Source organism: Deinococcus sp. YIM 134068 (assembly GCF_036543075.1).
GTDB classification, from domain to species: domain Bacteria; phylum Deinococcota; class Deinococci; order Deinococcales; family Deinococcaceae; genus Deinococcus; species Deinococcus lichenicola.
This window is the reverse complement of the sequence record NZ_JAZHPF010000003.1, coordinates 1-16,572: the sequence shown is the minus strand read 5'-3', so window position 1 is coordinate 16,572 and position 16,572 is coordinate 1. Positions and strand designations below refer to the sequence as shown.

The 16,572-nt window shown below is 68.3% G+C and carries 13 protein-coding genes; 9 read left to right on the top strand and 4 right to left on the bottom strand.

Going from position 1 to position 16,572, the window contains the following annotated elements:
* Positions 1 to 24 precede the first annotated feature (24 nt).
* Complete coding sequence (locus V3W47_RS04425; protein WP_331823968.1) at positions 25 to 2,184, bottom strand: glutamine synthetase III family protein; 2,160 nt, start codon at positions 2,182 to 2,184, stop codon at positions 25 to 27.
* A 319-nt stretch (positions 2,185 to 2,503) separates the two neighbouring features.
* Here V3W47_RS04425 and glnA point away from each other — a divergent pair, with 319 nt between their 5' ends.
* From glnA to clpB, 9 genes are all read left to right on the top strand, one after another.
* Positions 2,504 to 3,877: a type I glutamate--ammonia ligase gene (gene glnA / locus V3W47_RS04420; RefSeq protein WP_331823967.1), complete on the top strand. Its 1,374-nt coding sequence runs from the start codon at positions 2,504 to 2,506 to the stop codon at positions 3,875 to 3,877.
* Between the two features lie 211 nt (positions 3,878 to 4,088).
* Complete coding sequence (locus tag V3W47_RS04415) at positions 4,089 to 5,243, top strand: branched-chain amino acid ABC transporter substrate-binding protein (RefSeq protein WP_331823966.1); 1,155 nt, start codon at positions 4,089 to 4,091, stop codon at positions 5,241 to 5,243.
* Positions 5,244 to 5,395: 152 nt separating this feature from the next.
* Entirely contained in the window at positions 5,396 to 6,409 is a 1,014-nt protein-coding gene (locus V3W47_RS04410; RefSeq protein WP_331823965.1) for a branched-chain amino acid ABC transporter permease, read from the top strand.
* Complete coding sequence (locus V3W47_RS04405) at positions 6,406 to 8,052, top strand: branched-chain amino acid ABC transporter permease (RefSeq protein ID WP_331823964.1); 1,647 nt, start codon at positions 6,406 to 6,408, stop codon at positions 8,050 to 8,052. Before V3W47_RS04410 ends, V3W47_RS04405 begins: the two co-directional genes overlap by 4 nt.
* Positions 8,049 to 8,852, top strand: coding sequence for an ABC transporter ATP-binding protein (locus V3W47_RS04400; protein WP_442877202.1), 804 nt, complete (start codon positions 8,049 to 8,051; stop codon positions 8,850 to 8,852). The genes V3W47_RS04405 and V3W47_RS04400 overlap by 4 nt, the downstream gene beginning before the upstream one ends.
* Positions 8,845 to 9,606, top strand: a complete 762-nt coding sequence (locus tag V3W47_RS04395; RefSeq protein ID WP_442877201.1) for an ABC transporter ATP-binding protein — start codon at positions 8,845 to 8,847, stop codon at positions 9,604 to 9,606. The genes V3W47_RS04400 and V3W47_RS04395 overlap by 8 nt, the downstream gene beginning before the upstream one ends.
* A 295-nt stretch (positions 9,607 to 9,901) precedes the next feature.
* Complete coding sequence (locus V3W47_RS04390) at positions 9,902 to 10,915, top strand: lipocalin-like domain-containing protein (RefSeq protein WP_331823963.1); 1,014 nt, start codon at positions 9,902 to 9,904, stop codon at positions 10,913 to 10,915.
* 197 nt (positions 10,916 to 11,112) lie between these two features.
* The gene (locus tag V3W47_RS04385; protein WP_331823962.1) at positions 11,113 to 11,655 is read left to right on the top strand and encodes an Ig-like domain-containing protein; all 543 of its coding nucleotides are present in this window, start codon (positions 11,113 to 11,115) and stop codon (positions 11,653 to 11,655) included.
* 68 nt (positions 11,656 to 11,723) lie between these two features.
* A complete protein-coding gene (clpB, locus tag V3W47_RS04380) occupies positions 11,724 to 14,282 on the top strand; it encodes an ATP-dependent chaperone ClpB (protein WP_331823961.1) in 2,559 nt (852 codons plus the stop codon).
* A 76-nt stretch (positions 14,283 to 14,358) separates the two neighbouring features.
* Here the strand turns inward: clpB and V3W47_RS04375 are convergent, their stop codons facing one another.
* From V3W47_RS04375 to V3W47_RS04365, 3 genes are all read right to left on the bottom strand, one after another.
* Positions 14,359 to 14,685, bottom strand: a complete 327-nt coding sequence (locus tag V3W47_RS04375; protein WP_331823960.1) for a WGxxGxxG family protein — start codon at positions 14,683 to 14,685, stop codon at positions 14,359 to 14,361.
* 90 nt (positions 14,686 to 14,775) lie between these two features.
* Positions 14,776 to 16,125 (bottom strand): DNA repair protein RadA, encoded by a 1,350-nt coding sequence (gene radA / locus V3W47_RS04370; RefSeq protein ID WP_331823959.1) that lies wholly within the window; start codon positions 16,123 to 16,125, stop codon positions 14,776 to 14,778.
* Positions 16,118 to 16,393 carry a DUF2087 domain-containing protein gene (locus tag V3W47_RS04365; RefSeq protein ID WP_331823958.1) on the bottom strand — a complete coding sequence of 92 codons (276 nt, stop codon included), beginning with the start codon at positions 16,391 to 16,393 and terminating at the stop codon, positions 16,118 to 16,120. The genes radA and V3W47_RS04365 overlap by 8 nt, the downstream gene beginning before the upstream one ends.
* Between the last annotated feature and the right edge of the window lie 179 nt (positions 16,394 to 16,572).

Sequence of the window (16,572 nt, the reverse complement as noted above, 5' to 3'; positions counted from 1 at the left end):
GCTGACGGCTGAGAGCTGACCGCTTTACTTCACGAACAACATCTGCCGGTACGTCGGCAGCGGCCAGTGCTTGTCGGAGACGATCTTTTCGAGCTTGTCGGCGGCCTGCCGGACCTGCCCCATTGCGGGAAGCACGTGGTCGCGGACGTGGTGGGCCTTCTCGTGGATTTCCTCGCCGCCGAGCGCCCTGTTCTGCTCGCGCAGGGTCTGGAGGGCGTCGTACAGCTCGTCGGTGACCCCTGCGACCTCTGCGGTGGTGGCCTCCACGGCCCGGCTGGCGGTTTTCACGGCGGCGAGGTCGCCCAGGTACTCCACGGCGGCGGGCAGGATCATCGTCTGGGCGATGGATTCGGTCGTCTCGCCCTCGATGTTCACCGTCTTGAAGTACACGTCGTACATGATCTCCTGCCGGGCGGCGAGTTCGCGCCCCGACAGCACGCCGAAGCGCTCGAAGAGTCGCGCGTTCTTCTCGTCCGTCAGGTGCTCGATGGCGTCGAGGCTGGTCCGCAGGTTGAGCAGCCCGCGCCCGTGCTCGGCCTCGCGGTGCCACTCCTCGGAGTAGCCGTCGCCGTTGAAGACGATGCGCTGGTGGGCCACGTACGTCTCCTTGACGAGTTCGCCGACCGCCGCGTCGAGTTCGGTGCCGCGCGTGAGCCGTCCCTCGAGGTCCGCCGTGAGTTTTTGCACCGCGTCGGCCACGATGGTATTCAGGACCGTGATGGGCATGGAGATGCTCTGGGAGGACCCCGCCGCCCGGAACTCGAACTTGTTGCCCGTGAAGGCGAAGGGCGAGGTGCGGTTGCGGTCGCCCGCGTGCCGGGGCAGGGGCGGCAGGACGCTCGACCCCAGGCCCAGGAATCCGGCCTCCGGCCCGCGCCCGCCCTGACCGCTCGCCAGCCGCTCGAAGATGTCGGTCAGCTCGCTGCCCAGGAAGATCGAGAGGATCGCGGGCGGGGCCTCGTTCGCGCCGAGGCGGTGGTCGTTGCTGGCCGAGGCGACCGAGATGCGGAGGAGGTCCTGATGCTCGTCCACGGCCTTGATGACCGCCGCGCAGAAGAACAGGAACTGGAGGTTCTCGTGCGGGGTGTCGCCGGGTTCGAGCAGGTTCTCGCCCGCGTTCGTGCCCATGCTCCAGTTGCAGTGCTTGCCCGAGCCATTCACGCCCGCGAAGGGTTTCTCGTGCAGCAGACAGACCAGCCCGTACTTGCGCGCCGTGTTGCGGAGCACCTGCATGGTGAGCTGCTGGTGGTCGGCGGCCACGTTGCTCAGCTCGAAGATCGGGGCGATCTCGAACTGGCCGGGCGCGACCTCGTTGTGGCGGGTCTTGACGGGGATGCCCAGCGCGTAGAGCTGCGTTTCCGCGTCCGTCATGAAGCTCAGCACCCGGTCGGGAATCGCGCCGAAGTAGTGGTCCTCCAGCTCCTGCCCGCGCGGCGGCTGCGCCCCGAAGAGGGTGCGGCCCGTCATCACGAGGTCGGGGCGGCGGTAGAAGTACTCCTCGGCGATCAGGAAGTACTCCTGCTCGGCTCCCAGCGTGCTGCCCACGCGCGTGCCCTCCGACGCGCCGAAGAGGTGCAGCGCGGGCGTGACGGCCTTGTTCAGCGCCTCGACGGAGCGCAGGAGGGGCGTCTTGTTGTCGAGCGCCTCGCCCGTCCACGACGCGAAGACGGTCGGGATGCACAGGGTCGCGCCGTTCGCGTGCCGGATGATGAAGGCGGGGCTACTCGGGTCCCACGCCGTGTAGCCGCGCGCCTCGAAGGTCGCCCGCAGGCCGCCCGACGGGAACGACGAGGCGTCCGGCTCGGCCTGGATCAGCTCCTTGCCGCTGAAGGTGGCGATGGCGAGGCCGTCCCCGTTCGGCGACACGAACGAGTCGTGCTTCTCGGCGGTCGAGCCGGTCAGCGGCTGGAACCAGTGGGTGTAGTGGGTCGCGCCCTTCTCCATCGCCCAGTTCTTCATCGCCAGCGCCACGGTGTCGGCGATGCCGGGATCGAGCGTCTCGCCGCGCTCCAGCGTGGCCTGGAGGCTCTTGTACACCGGCTTGCTCAGGCGGGTCTTGATCTGCTCGAGCGTCAGCACGTCCCGCGCGAACAGCTCGTCCACGACCTGCGCGGGGGTCAGGGGCAGGGTGGCGTCGACGCGCCAGTTGCGGGCGGCGGAAATCACATCGAAATCGTGGTTCATGGTTCCTCTCCCTGTGGTCGGCCTCGTCCGGGGCACGGCACGGCGGCATCCCTTTCCGTCCCCTTGACGATCTCCACCCGACTCTAGGCCGGAGTATAGGAGTCTGAGAAAAGTAGGGTCAACGCGGGGCTGGACAAGTTGCAGGTGGGATAGGGGGCAGGGCGGGTTCCGCGAACTGGCTCTGCACTTTGACCACGGCATCCTGGCCGGATGTCCGCTGGAAGGTAGACAACTTGCGCGGGGCCGCCCCCCCGTGTCACGACCGGCCCGGAGGTGGTGCTTGCGTCCGGGCGCGCGAGTCAGTACGGTCAACCCAAACATGACCCCTGCCACCTCCAATCCACCGGGCGGCCCCGCGCGGACGCCGCCGGACATCCTCGCCACGCTGGGCAACGAGAACGTCAAGTTCCTGCGCCTGCAATTCACCGACATCCTGGGGACGACGAAGAACGTGGAGGTGCCCGCCTCGCAGTTCGAGAAGGCGCTGGCGGGCGACGTGACCTTCGACGGCAGCGCGGTGGAGGGCTTCACCCGCGTCGAGGAGAGCGACATGCTCCTCGCGCCCGACCTCTCGACCTTCCTGATCTACCCGCAGTTCTCGCGAGAGGAGGGCGAGCGGGGCCGGGTCGCGCGGCTGATCTGTGACGTGACCCTGCCTGACAGGACGCCCTTCGAGGGGGACCCGCGCGTGGTGCTCAAGCGGCAGATCGGGCGGGCGCGGGACCTCGGCTTCGAGATGTTCGTGGGGACCGAGCCGGAGTTCTTCCTGTTCGAGCGGGGGGCGGATGGCCGGGGCAGCACGGTCACGCACGACAAGGCTGGGTACTTCGACCTCGCGCCCGTGGACAAGGGCGAGCGCATCCGCCGGGAAATCGCCAACAAGCTCGTGCAGATGGGCTTCGAGATCGAGGCGTCGCACCACGAGGTCGCGCCGGGGCAGCACGAGATCGACTTCCGCTACGCGCCCGCGCTGGAGACCGCCGACCGCATCGCCACCTTCAAGTTCGTGGTCAAGCGGGTGGCGCTGGAGTACGGCCTGCTCGCCTCCTTCCTCCCCAAGCCCATCGCGGGCGTCAGCGGCTCGGGGATGCACTGCCACCTCAGCCTCTTCCGGGGCAGGCAGAACGCCTTCGCGGACCCGGCGGGCGAGTACGGCCTGTCGGACACCGCGCGGCACTTCATCGCCGGGCTGCTGGAGCACGCGGGCGGCATGGCGGCGATCACCAACCCGCTCGTGAACTCCTACAAGCGGCTGGTGCCCGGCTACGAGGCCCCGGTGAACGTCGCGTGGAGCACGAGCAACCGCTCGGCCCTGATCCGCATTCCCGCCAAGCGCGGCAACGCCACCCGCGCGGAGATGCGGATGCCCGACCCCTCGTGCAACCCCTACCTCGCGCTCGCGGCCATGCTCGCGGCGGGGCTGGACGGCATCCGCGAGGGGATGGAGCCGCCGCCCGCCATCCAGCGCAACATCTTCCGCATGACGGTGCGCGAGAAGAGACACCACCGCATCCGCGAGTTGCCCTCCGACCTGCGCGAGGCCGTGGACGAACTCGCCAAAGACCCCGTGATCGCCGGGGCGCTGGGCGACCACGTGCTCGACCACTTCGTCGCCGCCAAGCGGGCCGAGTGGCGCGAGTATTCCTCCGCCGTCCACGCCTGGGAGCTGGAGCGGTATCTGGACTTGATCTGAGGAGGAGGCTGGCCCCCGCCCAGACGGCTAGACGGGAGGCGGCGGGCCAGGACGAAAATTGCCAACCTGCCCCCTGGACAGCAATTCAGTTTCCTCATCCGGGGATGGAATCTCTTCCGCCCTCCCATACTCACATGAGTCTCGCATTGACACCGCGTAAAGGCGTCCCTAGAATTGGGACAATTTCCACAGCACCCCACCCGGAGGACCCATGAAGAAAACCGCCCTGAGCCTTTCCCTCCTCACCGCCCTCGCCCTGGGAAGCGCGAGCGCCCAGACGACGGTCAAGATCGCCACGCTGTCGCCCCTCTCGGGCGGGCAGAGCGACCTGGGCACCCAGATTCGCAACGGCGCGCAGGTGGCCCTCAACGAGTACAAGGCGCAGTTCCAGAAGCTCGGCATGAACCTGCAACTCGTCGCGTACGACGACCAGGCCGACCCGGCGACCGGCACGTCGCAGGCGCGCAAGATCGCGTCGGACCGCTCGATCCTCGCGGTGGTGGGCACGCTGAACTCGGGCGTGGCGATTCCCTCCTCGCAGGCGCTCGTGGCGAGCCGCGTGGCGATGGTCAGCCCGGCGAACACGGCCAATCAGGTGACTGACCGGGGCCTGAGCAACATGAACCGCATCGTGGCGCGTGACGACGCGCAAGGTCCGGCGGGCGCGAACTTCATCCGCACCAACCTCAAGGCCAAGAAGGTCTACGTCCTGAACGACAAGACCGCCTACGGGGAGGGGCTGGCGCTGGAAGTCGAGAAGGCGCTGAAGGCGGGGGGCGTGCAGGTCGTGGGCAACGAGGGCACGGAAGAGAAGAGCGACTTCTCCTCCATCGTCGCCAAGATTCGCCTCCAGCGGCCCGACGCGATCTACTTCGGCGGCATCTACAACCAGGTGGGCGTGTTCATCAAGCAGCTGCGCGAGGCGGGCGTGACCGCGCCGGTCGTCGGCGGCGACGGGCTGGACAGCGCCGAGCTGGCGACCATCGCCGGGGCGGGTGCCAGCAACATCTACTTCACGACGGTGGCCGCGCCGCTGGAGGCGCTGCCCGCCGCGAAGACCTTCGCCGCGAGCTACCAGAAGACCTTCAACGACGCCGCGCAGGGCTTCGGGGCCTTCGGGTACGACGCCGCGAAGGTGGTCTTGCAGGGCATCCTCGCCGCCGCGCGGGCGAACGGCAACAAGGCTCCCACCCGCCAGCAGGTCGAGGCGGCCATCCGCAAGGGCAGCTTCACGGGGCTGCTGTCGGGCAACGTCTCGTTCAACAGCGTCGGCGACCGCCGCGCGGCGACCCTGTACGTGATGAACGTGCAGGACGGCAAGTACAAGCTCTCCACCAGCCTGCCGGTCCGCCCCGCCAAGCAGTAACCGGGGCCGCCGGACGACATAGAGGGGCCGGGCGTGCTGTCCGGCTCCTTTCGTTATGGTCGAGTCGCCCGCTATGGTGGGCGCGGCTGGGACCGGACCTGACGCCAGCCTGACCCGTTCACCCCCGAAGCAAGACCGAGAGGAGAAGACCTTTGGACCTCGCCACCCTGCTGCCCTTCGTCGTCAACGTGATCGCGGGCGGACTCGTCCTCGGCTTCGTGTACGCGATCATCGCCCTCGGCTACACGATGGTGTACGGCGTGCTGCAACTCATCAACTTCGCCCACTCGGAGGTCTTCGTGACCGGGGCCGTCGTCGGCTTCGAGGTCTTCCGGGTCCTCGCCCCCAGCCCGCTGAACGGCTACCTCAAGCTGATCATCGCCCTGCTCGCCGCGATGCTCGTCTCGGGGCTGCTCAATGTCCTGATCGAGCGGCTGGCCTACCGCCCGCTGCGGAACGCACCCAAGCTCGTGCCCCTCATCACGGCCATCGGCGTCTCGCTCATCTTGCAGGACGTATTGCGGATCATCGAGGGCTTCCAGGGCCGCTTCGACCTGACGTACACGCTGCCTGCTGGCTTCAGCGGCAAGTTCTGCGGGGAGGGGAGTTCGTGTGAGGCGCTGGGGAACGTGCTCCGCACCGTGGGCATCGACCTCCAGCTCAAGGACGTGATCCTGATCGTCGTGTCGCTGCTGAGCCTGGCGGTGCTGAATTATCTCGTCAACCGTACGCGGCTGGGCAAGGCGATTCGGGCCGTGGCGCAGGACCGCGTGACGGCGGGACTGATGGGCATCGACGCCAACCGCATGATCTCGGCGACCTTCCTGATCGGCGGGGCGCTCGGCGGCATCAGCGGGGTGCTGTTCGGGATGAAGTTCGGCACCGTGAACGCCTACTCGGGCTTCGACCCCGGCATCATCGCCTTCACCGCCGCCGTGCTGGGGGGCATCGGCTCGATTCCGGGCGCGGTGCTCGGCGGGCTGGTCCTCGGCGTCATCCAGAACCTGATCGGCGTGACGAACATCTTCGGCGGGCTGCTGGGAATTGCCAACCTGGAGGCCATCGACGCCTCCTACCAGCGGATCGGGGCCTTCCTCGTGCTCGTGCTCATCCTGATCTTCAAGCCGACCGGCCTGCTCGGCAAGAGCAACGTGGAGAAGGTATGACGGCGGTCAACCCGGCGGCCCCGCGCCGCGCCCTGCCCGTCCCCGACCGGACCTTCCTGCTCGTGCTGCTCTTCCTCCTGACGAGCGCGCTGCTCCTCGTGTCGCACAACCCCGACGGGCTGGAGCGGCTGGGCGGATTGGGCGACACCCTCCGCAACCCCATCGTGGAGGCGGTGATCGTCTCTCTGTTCCTCGCCAACGTGCTCTTCGCGTACCTGTGGCGGGCGGCCCCCTGGGCGAAGGCGCTCGTGGGGCTGGGCAGCCTGTTGCTCGTGCTGCCGTGGGCGGGGCAGCAGGACACCTCGCTGCTCGACCTGAGCATCCAGATCATGATCTTCGCGGCGCTCGCGCTGGGGCTGAACATCGTGGTCGGCCTCGCGGGGCTGCTCGACCTGGGGTACGTGGCGTTCTTTGCGGTGGGCGCGTACGTGTGGGGCATCTTCGCCAGCCCGCGTTTCGCGGAAATTCTGCGCTACTACGGCGAGAATCCGGGCGGGACGAACGCGGCCACGCTCGCCTTCGGGCTGTTCCTGACGGCGGTGACGGCGGCGAGCATGGTCTACATCCGCCGCCGGGGGGCACGAACGGCCCCCACCCGCGCTTCCACGTGGAGCTTCGGGCTGGCGAGCTTCGGCCTCGTGGCGGGCATCCTGCTCGTCGGGCGGGCGCTGCTGGTGCTGAACGCCTCGCGGGCCGCCGGGCTGGCGAACGGCATCGACCCCAACTTCTTCTGGCTGTTCCTCGCGCTGAGCGTGTTCGCCGCCGCCGTCGTGGGCGTGCTGATCGGTCTGCCCGTGCTGCGGCTCAAGGGCGACTACCTCGCCATCATCACGCTGGGGCTGGGCGAGGTGATCCGCGTGCTGGCGAACAACCTCGACCTGTACTCGGCGGGGTCGCAGGGCATCACGCCGATCAGGAGTGCGTCGGTGCCGTGGTTCGACCGGGCGGCGGGGGCGCTGGGCTTCCAGCCGGACCAGTATTACCTGCTCTTCCTGTATGTCCTCGTCCTCGTGCTCGTCGCGCTGATCCTGCTCGTGAACGTGCGGCTGGACCGCTCGCGCATCGGGCGGGCGTGGATCGCCATCCGCGACGACGAAATTGCCGCGCAGGCGATGGGCGTGCCGCTCGTGCAGACGAAGCTGATCGCCTTCGCCACGGGCGCGTCCTTCGCGGGCGTGATGGGCATGGTCTTCGCGGCCAAGCAAACGTTCGTCAGCCCGGAGAGCTTCAACATCTTCCAGAGCATCGGCGTGCTGAGCATGGTCATCCTGGGAGGGATGGGGTCGTTTCCCGGCGTGATCCTGGGCGCGACAGTGGTGACGCTGCTCAACCTCCGCATCCTGCCGGGGCTGGGCGAGGCGACGGCCAACGTTCCCTGGATTCCGCAGCAGGTCAATCCGGGGCAGCTCCAGCGGCTGGTGTTCGGCATCATCCTCGTGGCGATCATGCTGCTGCGCCCGGAGGGGCTGTTGCCCAACAGGCGGCGGGTGCTGGAGCTGCACCACGACGACAATCAGGAGGACGACAGCGCGCACGGTGTGGGTCCGGCGCTGACGGCGGGCGGCGGGGACGTGTTCAGCCCCGGCCTCGCGCCGCAGCACGAGGAGGACCGGGCGGGCGGCACGAAGGGAGAGACGCGGTGAACATCCTCGACGTGCAGGGGGTCACCAAGACCTTCGGCGGGCTGACCGCCGTGAACGACGTGACGATGCAGGTGCCCGAGCAGAGCATCGTGAGCATCATCGGGCCGAACGGGGCCGGGAAGACGACCTTTTTCAACCTCGTGACGGGCATCTACAGCCCGAACACGGGCACCATCCGCCTCGCCGGGCAGGAACTGGTGGGGTTGCGCCCCGATCAGGTCGTGAGCGCCGGCATCGCGCGGACCTTTCAGAACATCCGCCTGTTCTCCACCATGAGCGCCGAGGAGAACATCATGGTGGGGCGGCACACGCGGTTGAAGGCGGGCTTCGTGGACGCCATGCTGCGGACGCGCCGCTTCCACGACAGCGAGGGCGAGGCGCGCGAGGTCGCTCAGGTCATGCTCGACTTCGTGGGGCTGGGGCGCTGGCGGCGCGAACTGGCGACGAACCTTCCCTACGGCGACCAGCGCAAGCTGGAGATTGCCCGCGCGCTGGCGACCACGCCCAAGCTCGTGCTGCTGGACGAACCGGCGGCGGGCATGAATCCGCGCGAGACGGAAGACCTCAAGGCCCTGATCCGCCGCATCCGCGACGAGCTGGGGGTGACGGTGGTCCTGATCGAACACGACATGCGGCTGGTGATGACCCTCTCGGAGCACATCACCGTCCTCGACTACGGCACGAAGATCAGCGAGGGGCTGCCGCATCAGGTCCGCAACGACCCGCGCGTGATGGAGGCGTACCTCGGGCGCGGGGCGGCGGCGGGCGAGTACGGAAAGGAGGCGCAGCCGCGTGCTTGACACTCAACCCGACACCGGAGGAACGCGGGCGGTGGGGTCTCCCCTGCTGGAGCTGCGCGACCTGCATACGTACTACGGCCACATCCACGCCCTCAAGGGGCTGAACATGACCGTGGGCGAGGGCGAGATCGTGGCGCTGATCGGCGGCAACGGGGCGGGCAAGACGACCACCCTCCGCACGGTGAGCGGCATGATGAAGCCGAGGACGGGCAGCGTCGTCTACGGCGGCCAGACGGTGAACGGCGTGCCCGCCCACACGATCATGGGGCGCGGCATGAGCCACGTGCCGGAGGGCCGCCGCATCTTCCCACAGCTCTCCGTGCGCGAGAACCTGGAGGTCGGGGCGTACACCATCACCGACCGCAAGCTCGTCGAGGAGCGGATTCAGGAGGGCTTCGCGCTCTTCCCCCGCCTCAAGGAGCGCGAGAACCAGCTCGGCGGCACGATGTCGGGCGGCGAGCAGCAGATGCTGGCGATTGCGCGGGCGCTGATGGTCAATCCCAAGCTGCTGCTGCTGGACGAACCCTCGATGGGCCTCTCGCCCCTGTTCGTGGAGGCCATCTTCGACATCGTGGAGCGGCTCAACCGCGAGCGTGGCACGACGATCCTCCTCGTCGAGCAGAACGCGAGCATGGCGCTGGGGGTGGCGCACCGCGCCTACGTCCTCCAGACGGGCGAGATCCGGCTCAGCGGCCCGGCGGCGGAGATCGCGCGGGACGAGAGCGTGCGGAAGGCGTACCTGGGCGACGAGTAGGGATTGAAGAAAGAGGGGGCCGTCTCCGGTTGGGGGCGGCTCCTTCTTTTGTGGTGGAGGTGCCGGATTGGTTTCTGGGACTGCCAGGCTCGTTCACCCCCTCCCGGCCTCCCCCCTCAAGGGGGAGGAGCAAAGACGCGGCGTTGCCGTGTTGTTCTCCCTCTCCCCGTGTGGCTGACTCGCAGAATTACGAAGCAGAGGGCTGGGGCGACGTAGCAACTCAAAGGCACCTCTCCTCGCCCCGCTCCGTGCCCTCGCCTACCGCGCCGCCTGCCGGGATTGGGTACGGTCAGCCATGCGACTCCTGACCACGGGTTCGGTGGCCCTCGTCTGTACCTCCCTGTTCACGTCCTGCCTTCCGGCCCCACAGGTGTTCGACCCGGCGCGGATTCCCGATGCCGCCGACCTGTCATCCCGCAACTCGGCGACGGAATGGTATTACGTCTCGGGCTTCCTGCCGGAGTCGGGGCTGGCCTTTCACTGGGCGCAGTTCAAGGTGAACTACCGGGGCATTCCTTACCACGCCGGGCATGTGGCGATTGCCGACCTGCGGGCGGGCAAGCTCTACACCTTCGAGAACGAGTCGCAGCGTGCCCGCTTCGGCTTCCCCCCGCTCTTGGTGGAGCAGGGGGGCTGGCGGCTGAATCAGGAGGCCGCCGCCTATCGCCTTCAGGCCGGGCCGCTCAACCTCACGCTGACGCCGCGCAAGGGGCCGGTCGTCCACCCGCCGGGCTACTCGGGCACGCCGGAGGTCGGGCGGCTGTACTACCAGAGCATCACGCGGATGGACGTGGGCGGGACTGTGGCGCTGCCGGGCGGCGAGACGCGGGAGGCGCGCGGGCTGGTATGGCTCGACCACCAGTGGGGCGACCAGCAGCCAGGCGCGCAGGCCCGCTGGGACTGGTTCGGGCTGCACCTCTCGGACGGCTCGGACCTGATGCTCTACCGGGTGCGCGACGGGGCCGGGAAGGTCGTGCAGGTCGCCGCCTCGCGCGTGGACGCGGCGGGCGTGGCGCGTGAGGTGCCGAACGTGACGATGACGCCGGGCCGCGTCTACCGCAGCCCCAGCGGACGCGAGTACGTGCTGGGATGGGAGGTCCGGGCCGACAATCTGAGCCTCACGCTGGAGGCCGCCCGCGACGAGCAGGAACTCCTGTTCAAGAACACCTCCGTCGCCTACTGGGAGGGGCCGGTGCGCGGCACGGGCACGCAGGACGGGCAGGCCATCACCGCCGAGGGCATGGGCGAGTTCATCGGCGGATTGCTGACGCGGGAGGAGGGGGGGCGGTTCGTGCCGTCGGGGCGGTGAGGTGGGCTGGGGAGAGGCGTCACTCTCTCGTCAGAACAGCTCAGTAGGGTGACATTGTGAAGCTGTTGCTCCCACTCGTTGGACTCGCCCTGTCTGTGACTCCTTTGGCGGGCAGGAGCACGGCCTCTCGTCCGGCGTCGCCTCTGCCGCAGTGGGCCGTCTGTGTGGAGATTGGCCGACCTGCCCTCCTCGTCACCGTGAAAAACGAGCGGGGGCAGGTGCTAGCGCGGCTCACTGATATGGACGGCGGGAACAATCCAGGGGTCAAGATGCGGCGGGGACCGGATGGACGCTATATGGTGACGGTCAAGCGCCGCTGGTATCAGCCACAGACCGTTCGTAATATTCCTGTGCAGTACGACGAATGCGGCCCAGCGCGGCCCACGCCCGTAACGGTCAGGCTCCAGCCCACACCTGACGCGCCGACCGTTCGCGAGTTCCGCATCGTGAACGTCAACTCGGACAATCTGATGGTGGTCGGCTATTGGCCCCATTTCCAGCGGTACACGACTTTCCTCGACGCCCCCGGCAGCGTCAGCCGCGAGGTCATCTGGACCTCCAGCCGCCCGGACGTGGCGACCATCGACTCCGGCGGGATGCTGCGCTCGGTGTGCAGCCGCGAGCTGGGCCGAACGACCATCACGGCGACCCTGAAGGCCGACCCACGGCACAAGTCCAGCACCGTCTTCGGTCGGTGCGGCGGTGGCATGGTCTGCAAGCGGGGACAGGTGGACCGCTAGCCACTTCCTCAATAAACTTGACATGACCGCACTCAAGTCTCAGAATAGGGAGACTTGAGGAGGTTCTCTTGAATCCCGAACGTTTCACCGAAGCCGCGACGCAGGCCCTCGCCGCCGCGCAGGGGCTGGCACAATCCAACCACCAACAGAATCTGACCGTCGCACACGTGCTGCGCGCCCTGACCGACAACGACACCGCCGCCCGCGCGATCACCGCCGCCGGGGGCGACCTGACCACGCTCCGCTCCGCGCTGGATGCCGAACTCGGCAAGCTCCCGCGCGTGCAGGGGGGTGGCGACAACCTGTATCTCGATCCGGCGCTGAACCGCGCCTTGCAGAAGGCGGAGGGCGTGGCGAAGGAATTGGGTGACTCCTTCGTCGCCGCCGATGCCCTGCTGCTCGCGCTGCGGGGGGAGTACCGGGGGCAGGTCCTTCCCGCCGAAAGTGTTCTGCGCGGGGCCATCACCCAGGCCCGGAAAGGAAAGACCGTGACGAGCAAGACCGCCGAACAGCAATTCGACGCCCTGAACAAGTACGGGACCGACCTGACGCAGAGGGCGCGAGACGGCAAGTTCGATCCCGTGATTGGCCGCGACGAGGAGATTCGCCGCGCGATGCAGATTCTCTTGAGGCGCACGAAGAACAATCCCGTCCTGATCGGCGAGCCGGGCGTGGGCAAGACCGCCATCGCCGAGGGCCTCGCCATCCGCATCGTGAAGGGCGACGTGCCCGAGGGCCTGAAGGACAAGCGCATCGTCTCGCTGGAGATGGGCAGCCTCCTCGCCGGGGCGAAGTTCCGGGGCGAGTTCGAGGAACGGCTCAAGGGCGTCATTGACGAGGTGGTCGCGTCGGCGGGCGAGGTCATCCTCTTCGTGGACGAGATTCACACCATCGTCGGCGCGGGCAAGACCGAGGGCAGTCCCGACGCGGGCAACATGCTCAAGCCCGCGCTGGCACGTGGCGAGCTGCACCTCATCGGCGCGACGACCCTCGCCGAGTACCGTGAGATCGAGAAGGACCCCGCCCTGGAGCGGCGCTTCCAGCCCGTGTTCGTGGACGAGCCGAGCGTGGAGGACACCATCTCCATCCTGCGCGGGATCAAGGAGCGGTATCAGGTCCACCACAACGTCGAGATCACCGATCCGGCGCTCGTGGCGGCGGCGCAGCTCTCGCACCGCTACATCTCCGACCGCCAGTTGCCCGACAAGGCGATTGACCTGATCGACGAGTCGGCGGCCCGCCTCCGCATGGCGCTGGAGTCCAGCCCGGAGCGCATTGACCAGCTCCAGCGCCGCAAGCTCCAACTGGAGATCGAGCGCGAGGCCTTGAAGCGCGAGAAGGACCAGGACAGCCAGAACCGACTGCTCGATATCGAGGAGACGCTGAAAGCCGTCACCGACGACCTCGCCGAGGTGCGGGGGCGCTGGGAGGCGGAGCGCGGGGAGGTTCAGGTTCTGCGCGAGAAGCGAGAGGCGCTCGATCAGGTCCGCACCGACATCGAGAAGGCGCGGCGCGAGTACGACCTGGCGCGGGCCGCCGAGCTGGAGTACGGGCGGCTGCCGCAGCTTGAGCGCGAGGTGCAGGACCTCGAGCGCAAGCTCAAGGGGGCCGAGTTCGCCCACATGGAGGTGACGGAGGAGGACATCGCCGCCGTCATCAGCCGCTGGACGGGCATTCCGGTGTCCAAGCTCGTGGAGGGCGAGCGCGAGAAGCTGCTGCGGCTGGAGGAGCAGCTTCACGGGCGCGTGATCGGGCAGGACCGCGCCATCGTAAGCGTGGCCGACGCTATCCGCCGCTCGCGGGCGGGATTGAGCGACCCGAACCGTCCCCTCGGCTCCTTCATGTTCCTCGGGCCGACGGGCGTGGGCAAGACCGAGCTGGCGAAGGCGCTGGCGGAGTTCCTGTTCGACTCAAGTGACGCGATGGTCCGCCTCGACATGTCCGAGTACATGGAGAAGCACACGGTCGCCCGATTGATCGGGGCACCTCCCGGCTACGTGGGCTACGAGGAGGGCGGCCAACTGACGGAGGCCGTGCGCCGCCGCCCCTACGCGGTGATCCTGCTCGACGAGATCGAGAAGGCCCACCCGGACGTGTTCAACGTGCTGCTGCAGGTGCTGGACGACGGACGCCTCACCGACGGGCAGGGCCGCACCGTGGACTTCCGCAACACGCTGATCATCCTGACGAGCAACATCGGGTCGCCGCTGATCCTGGAGGCGCAGGCGCTGGGCGAGAGCGCCGAGAGCATCCAGGACCGGGTGATGGGTGCCCTGCAAGCGCACTTCCGCCCCGAGTTCCTCAACCGCGTGGACGACATCATCGTCTTCGACGCGCTGACGCCCGCAGACCTCCACAAGATCGTGGACATCCAGATGCAGGGCCTCCGCAAGAGGCTCGCCGAGCGCCGCGTCACGCTGCACCTCACGGACACCGCGAAGGACCGACTGGCCCAGATCGGCTACGACCCAGCCTTCGGTGCCCGCCCCCTCAAGCGCGCCATCGCCCGCGAGGTCGAGACGCCCCTGGCCCGCGAGATTCTGAGTGGGCACGTGCAGGACAACTCCACGCTCGTGGTGGATTACGACGGGCAGAAGTTCCGGTTCGACACTGGGGTGTTGAACTAAGAGCCTTCAGCAATCAGCCGTCAGCAAAAGACAAGCCGCCGCCCATGCTTCGGGCGGCGGCTTTCTCATGGGTGACTCAGCGGCGGTTCGCGTTCGCGGCGTTCCGGCCCGCCAATCCGGCGAGGCCAAGCAACCCGGCGAGGCCGAGCCAGCCCCAGTCGGTTCCGGAGTCAGTATTGGTTTCGGTTGTGGTCGTGTCCGTCGCGGTGTCGGTGGTTGTCGTGTCGGTCGCCGTATCCGTTGCGGTGTCGGTCGCGGTATCCGTGGTGGTGATGTCGGTGACCGTATCCGTCGTCGTTTCGGTCGTGGTCCCCGTCGCTTCCGTTTCCGTCTGGGCGAAGGCGCTCACGGGCAGGGCGAGGAGGGCGGTCAGGGCCAGCAGCTTCAGCGTTCCATTCTTCATAGGAAACAGTCTGCCTCCGGGCGTGCCGCCGCACATTGCAAGGAGCGTCCCTTTCCTTGACCAATCCTGTATCAAGCGGCAAAGAAACGCTCAGCCCGCCGTCTTCCAGACCAGCGCGACGGCCTCCTCCACGCTGCGGACGCCCTCGCGCCCGTCCAGGCCGGGCGGAACGATGAGGCTGCGGTAGCCCGCGCGGGTGGCCTCCTCGGCGCGGCGAAGGCTGCCCTGCGTGGAGCGGACCTCGCCCGCCAGCCCGACCTCCCCGAAGACGGCGACGTGACCGGGCAGAGCGCGGCCCACGACGGCGGAGTACACCGCCAGCGCCACGGGCAGGTCGAGGCCGGGATCGGCGACCTTGAGGCCGCCCGCGAGGTTCACGTATACGTCCAGCCCCCCCAATGTGAGGTCGAGGCGGCGCTCCAGCACGGCGAGCACCACGTCCACCCGCCGGGGGTCGAGGCCGACGACCACCCGGCGCGGGTTGGGGTAGGGCGTCTTGGCGGCGAGGGCCTGGACCTCCAGCAGCATGGGCCGCTGCCCGTCGATGGTCGCGGCGACGACCGAGCCGGGCACGCCCACGGGCCGCTCGGCGAGGAAGGCCTCCGAGGGGTTCTCCACGGCGACGAGGCCCTCGCCCCGCATCTCGAAGACGCCGAGTTCGCCCGCCTGCCCGAAGCGGTTCTTCACAGAACGGAGCAGCCGGAACGAGCCGACCGTCTCCAGAAAGACCGTCGTGTCCACGATATGCTCCATCACCTTCGGCCCGGCGACGGTGCCCTCCTTCGTCACGTGGCCGACAAGGACGGTCGCAGTGCCCGTCTCCTTCGCGGCGCGGGTGAGCAGCGCGGTCCCCTCGCGGACCTGGGCCACGCCGCCGGGAGTGCCGTCGCCCTCCACCGTCACCGTCTGGATGGAGTCCACGATGCACAGGGCGGGTTTATGTTCGGCCATCAGGGCGGCGACGTGCTCGGCCCGCGTGTCGCGGGTGAGGTGAATGTCGCCCTCGACGCCGAGGCGGTCGGCGCGCAGGCGAATCTGCTCCAGCGACTCCTCGCCCGCGACGTAGAGGACCGTCTGGCCCTGCACGGCGAGCTTGTCCGCGACCTGAAGGAGCAGCGTGCTCTTGCCGATGCCGGGTTCACCGCCGATGAGGGTCACGCCGCCCGCGACCAACCCGCCCCCCAGCACCCGGTCGAGTTCGGGGATGCCACTGGGGAGGCGGGGTTCCTCGCGCCGTCCGACGGTGGAGAGGGGCGTGAGCTTGCCGCCGGAAATGCCGCCATAACCACCTGCTCCACCCGCTCGGACCTTGCCGACGGCGGCGGTGGGCACCTCCTCCTCAAAGGAGTTCCACGCCTGGCAGTTTGGGCAGCGGCCCAGCGGTTTGGCCGACTGGTAGCCGCAGGAATTGCAGATGTAGCGGGTCGTGAGCCTAGCCATTGGGTCGGCTGTCGGCCCGCCAGTAGGTGCCGTCCCCCGTCGCCAGATAGTCGCCGTCCACGAGTTCGGCGAGCAGCACGCCCGGTTCCTCCAGCGTGCTGTGGTCGCGCAGGATGGTCTCCACCTCGGCCTCGCTGTAGCGGCGGCCCGGCTCGAACAGGCCCGTCAGGTGATCGAGGATGGCGAGTTGATGTGCGCGGCGGCGGTCGGAGGGCCAGCCCGTGATACGCCCGTGTTCGTCCTGAAAGGCGGCGATGCTCTTCGTCATGGGGGGCATGGTAGCGGCCCAGCGCGGCAGGTACCGTGCAGAGGGTGGGGATCTGACCGCCTGACAGAAAGTATGAGAAAGCGTCCCCGGTAGGGGACACTTTCTGTTTGTGACAACTGAAAATGCCGCCGGGGACGCTCCTCGACTCTACCAGGCTGTCCTGGCTCAGCTCCAGACTG

Coding starts and splice junctions, on each gene's coding strand:
- V3W47_RS04365 (WP_331823958.1), bottom strand. CDS start 16,393: ATGACGAAGAGCATCGCCGCCTTTCAGGACGAACACGGGCGTATCACG.
- V3W47_RS04375 (WP_331823960.1), bottom strand. CDS start 14,685: ATGAAGAATGGAACGCTGAAGCTGCTGGCCCTGACCGCCCTCCTCGCC.
- V3W47_RS04405 (WP_331823964.1), top strand. CDS start 6,406: ATGACGGCGGTCAACCCGGCGGCCCCGCGCCGCGCCCTGCCCGTCCCC.
- glnA (WP_331823967.1), top strand. CDS start 2,504: ATGACCCCTGCCACCTCCAATCCACCGGGCGGCCCCGCGCGGACGCCG.
- V3W47_RS04425 (WP_331823968.1), bottom strand. CDS start 2,184: ATGAACCACGATTTCGATGTGATTTCCGCCGCCCGCAACTGGCGCGTC.
- V3W47_RS04390 (WP_331823963.1), top strand. CDS start 9,902: ATGCGACTCCTGACCACGGGTTCGGTGGCCCTCGTCTGTACCTCCCTG.
- radA (WP_331823959.1), bottom strand. CDS start 16,125: ATGGCTAGGCTCACGACCCGCTACATCTGCAATTCCTGCGGCTACCAG.
- V3W47_RS04415 (WP_331823966.1), top strand. CDS start 4,089: ATGAAGAAAACCGCCCTGAGCCTTTCCCTCCTCACCGCCCTCGCCCTG.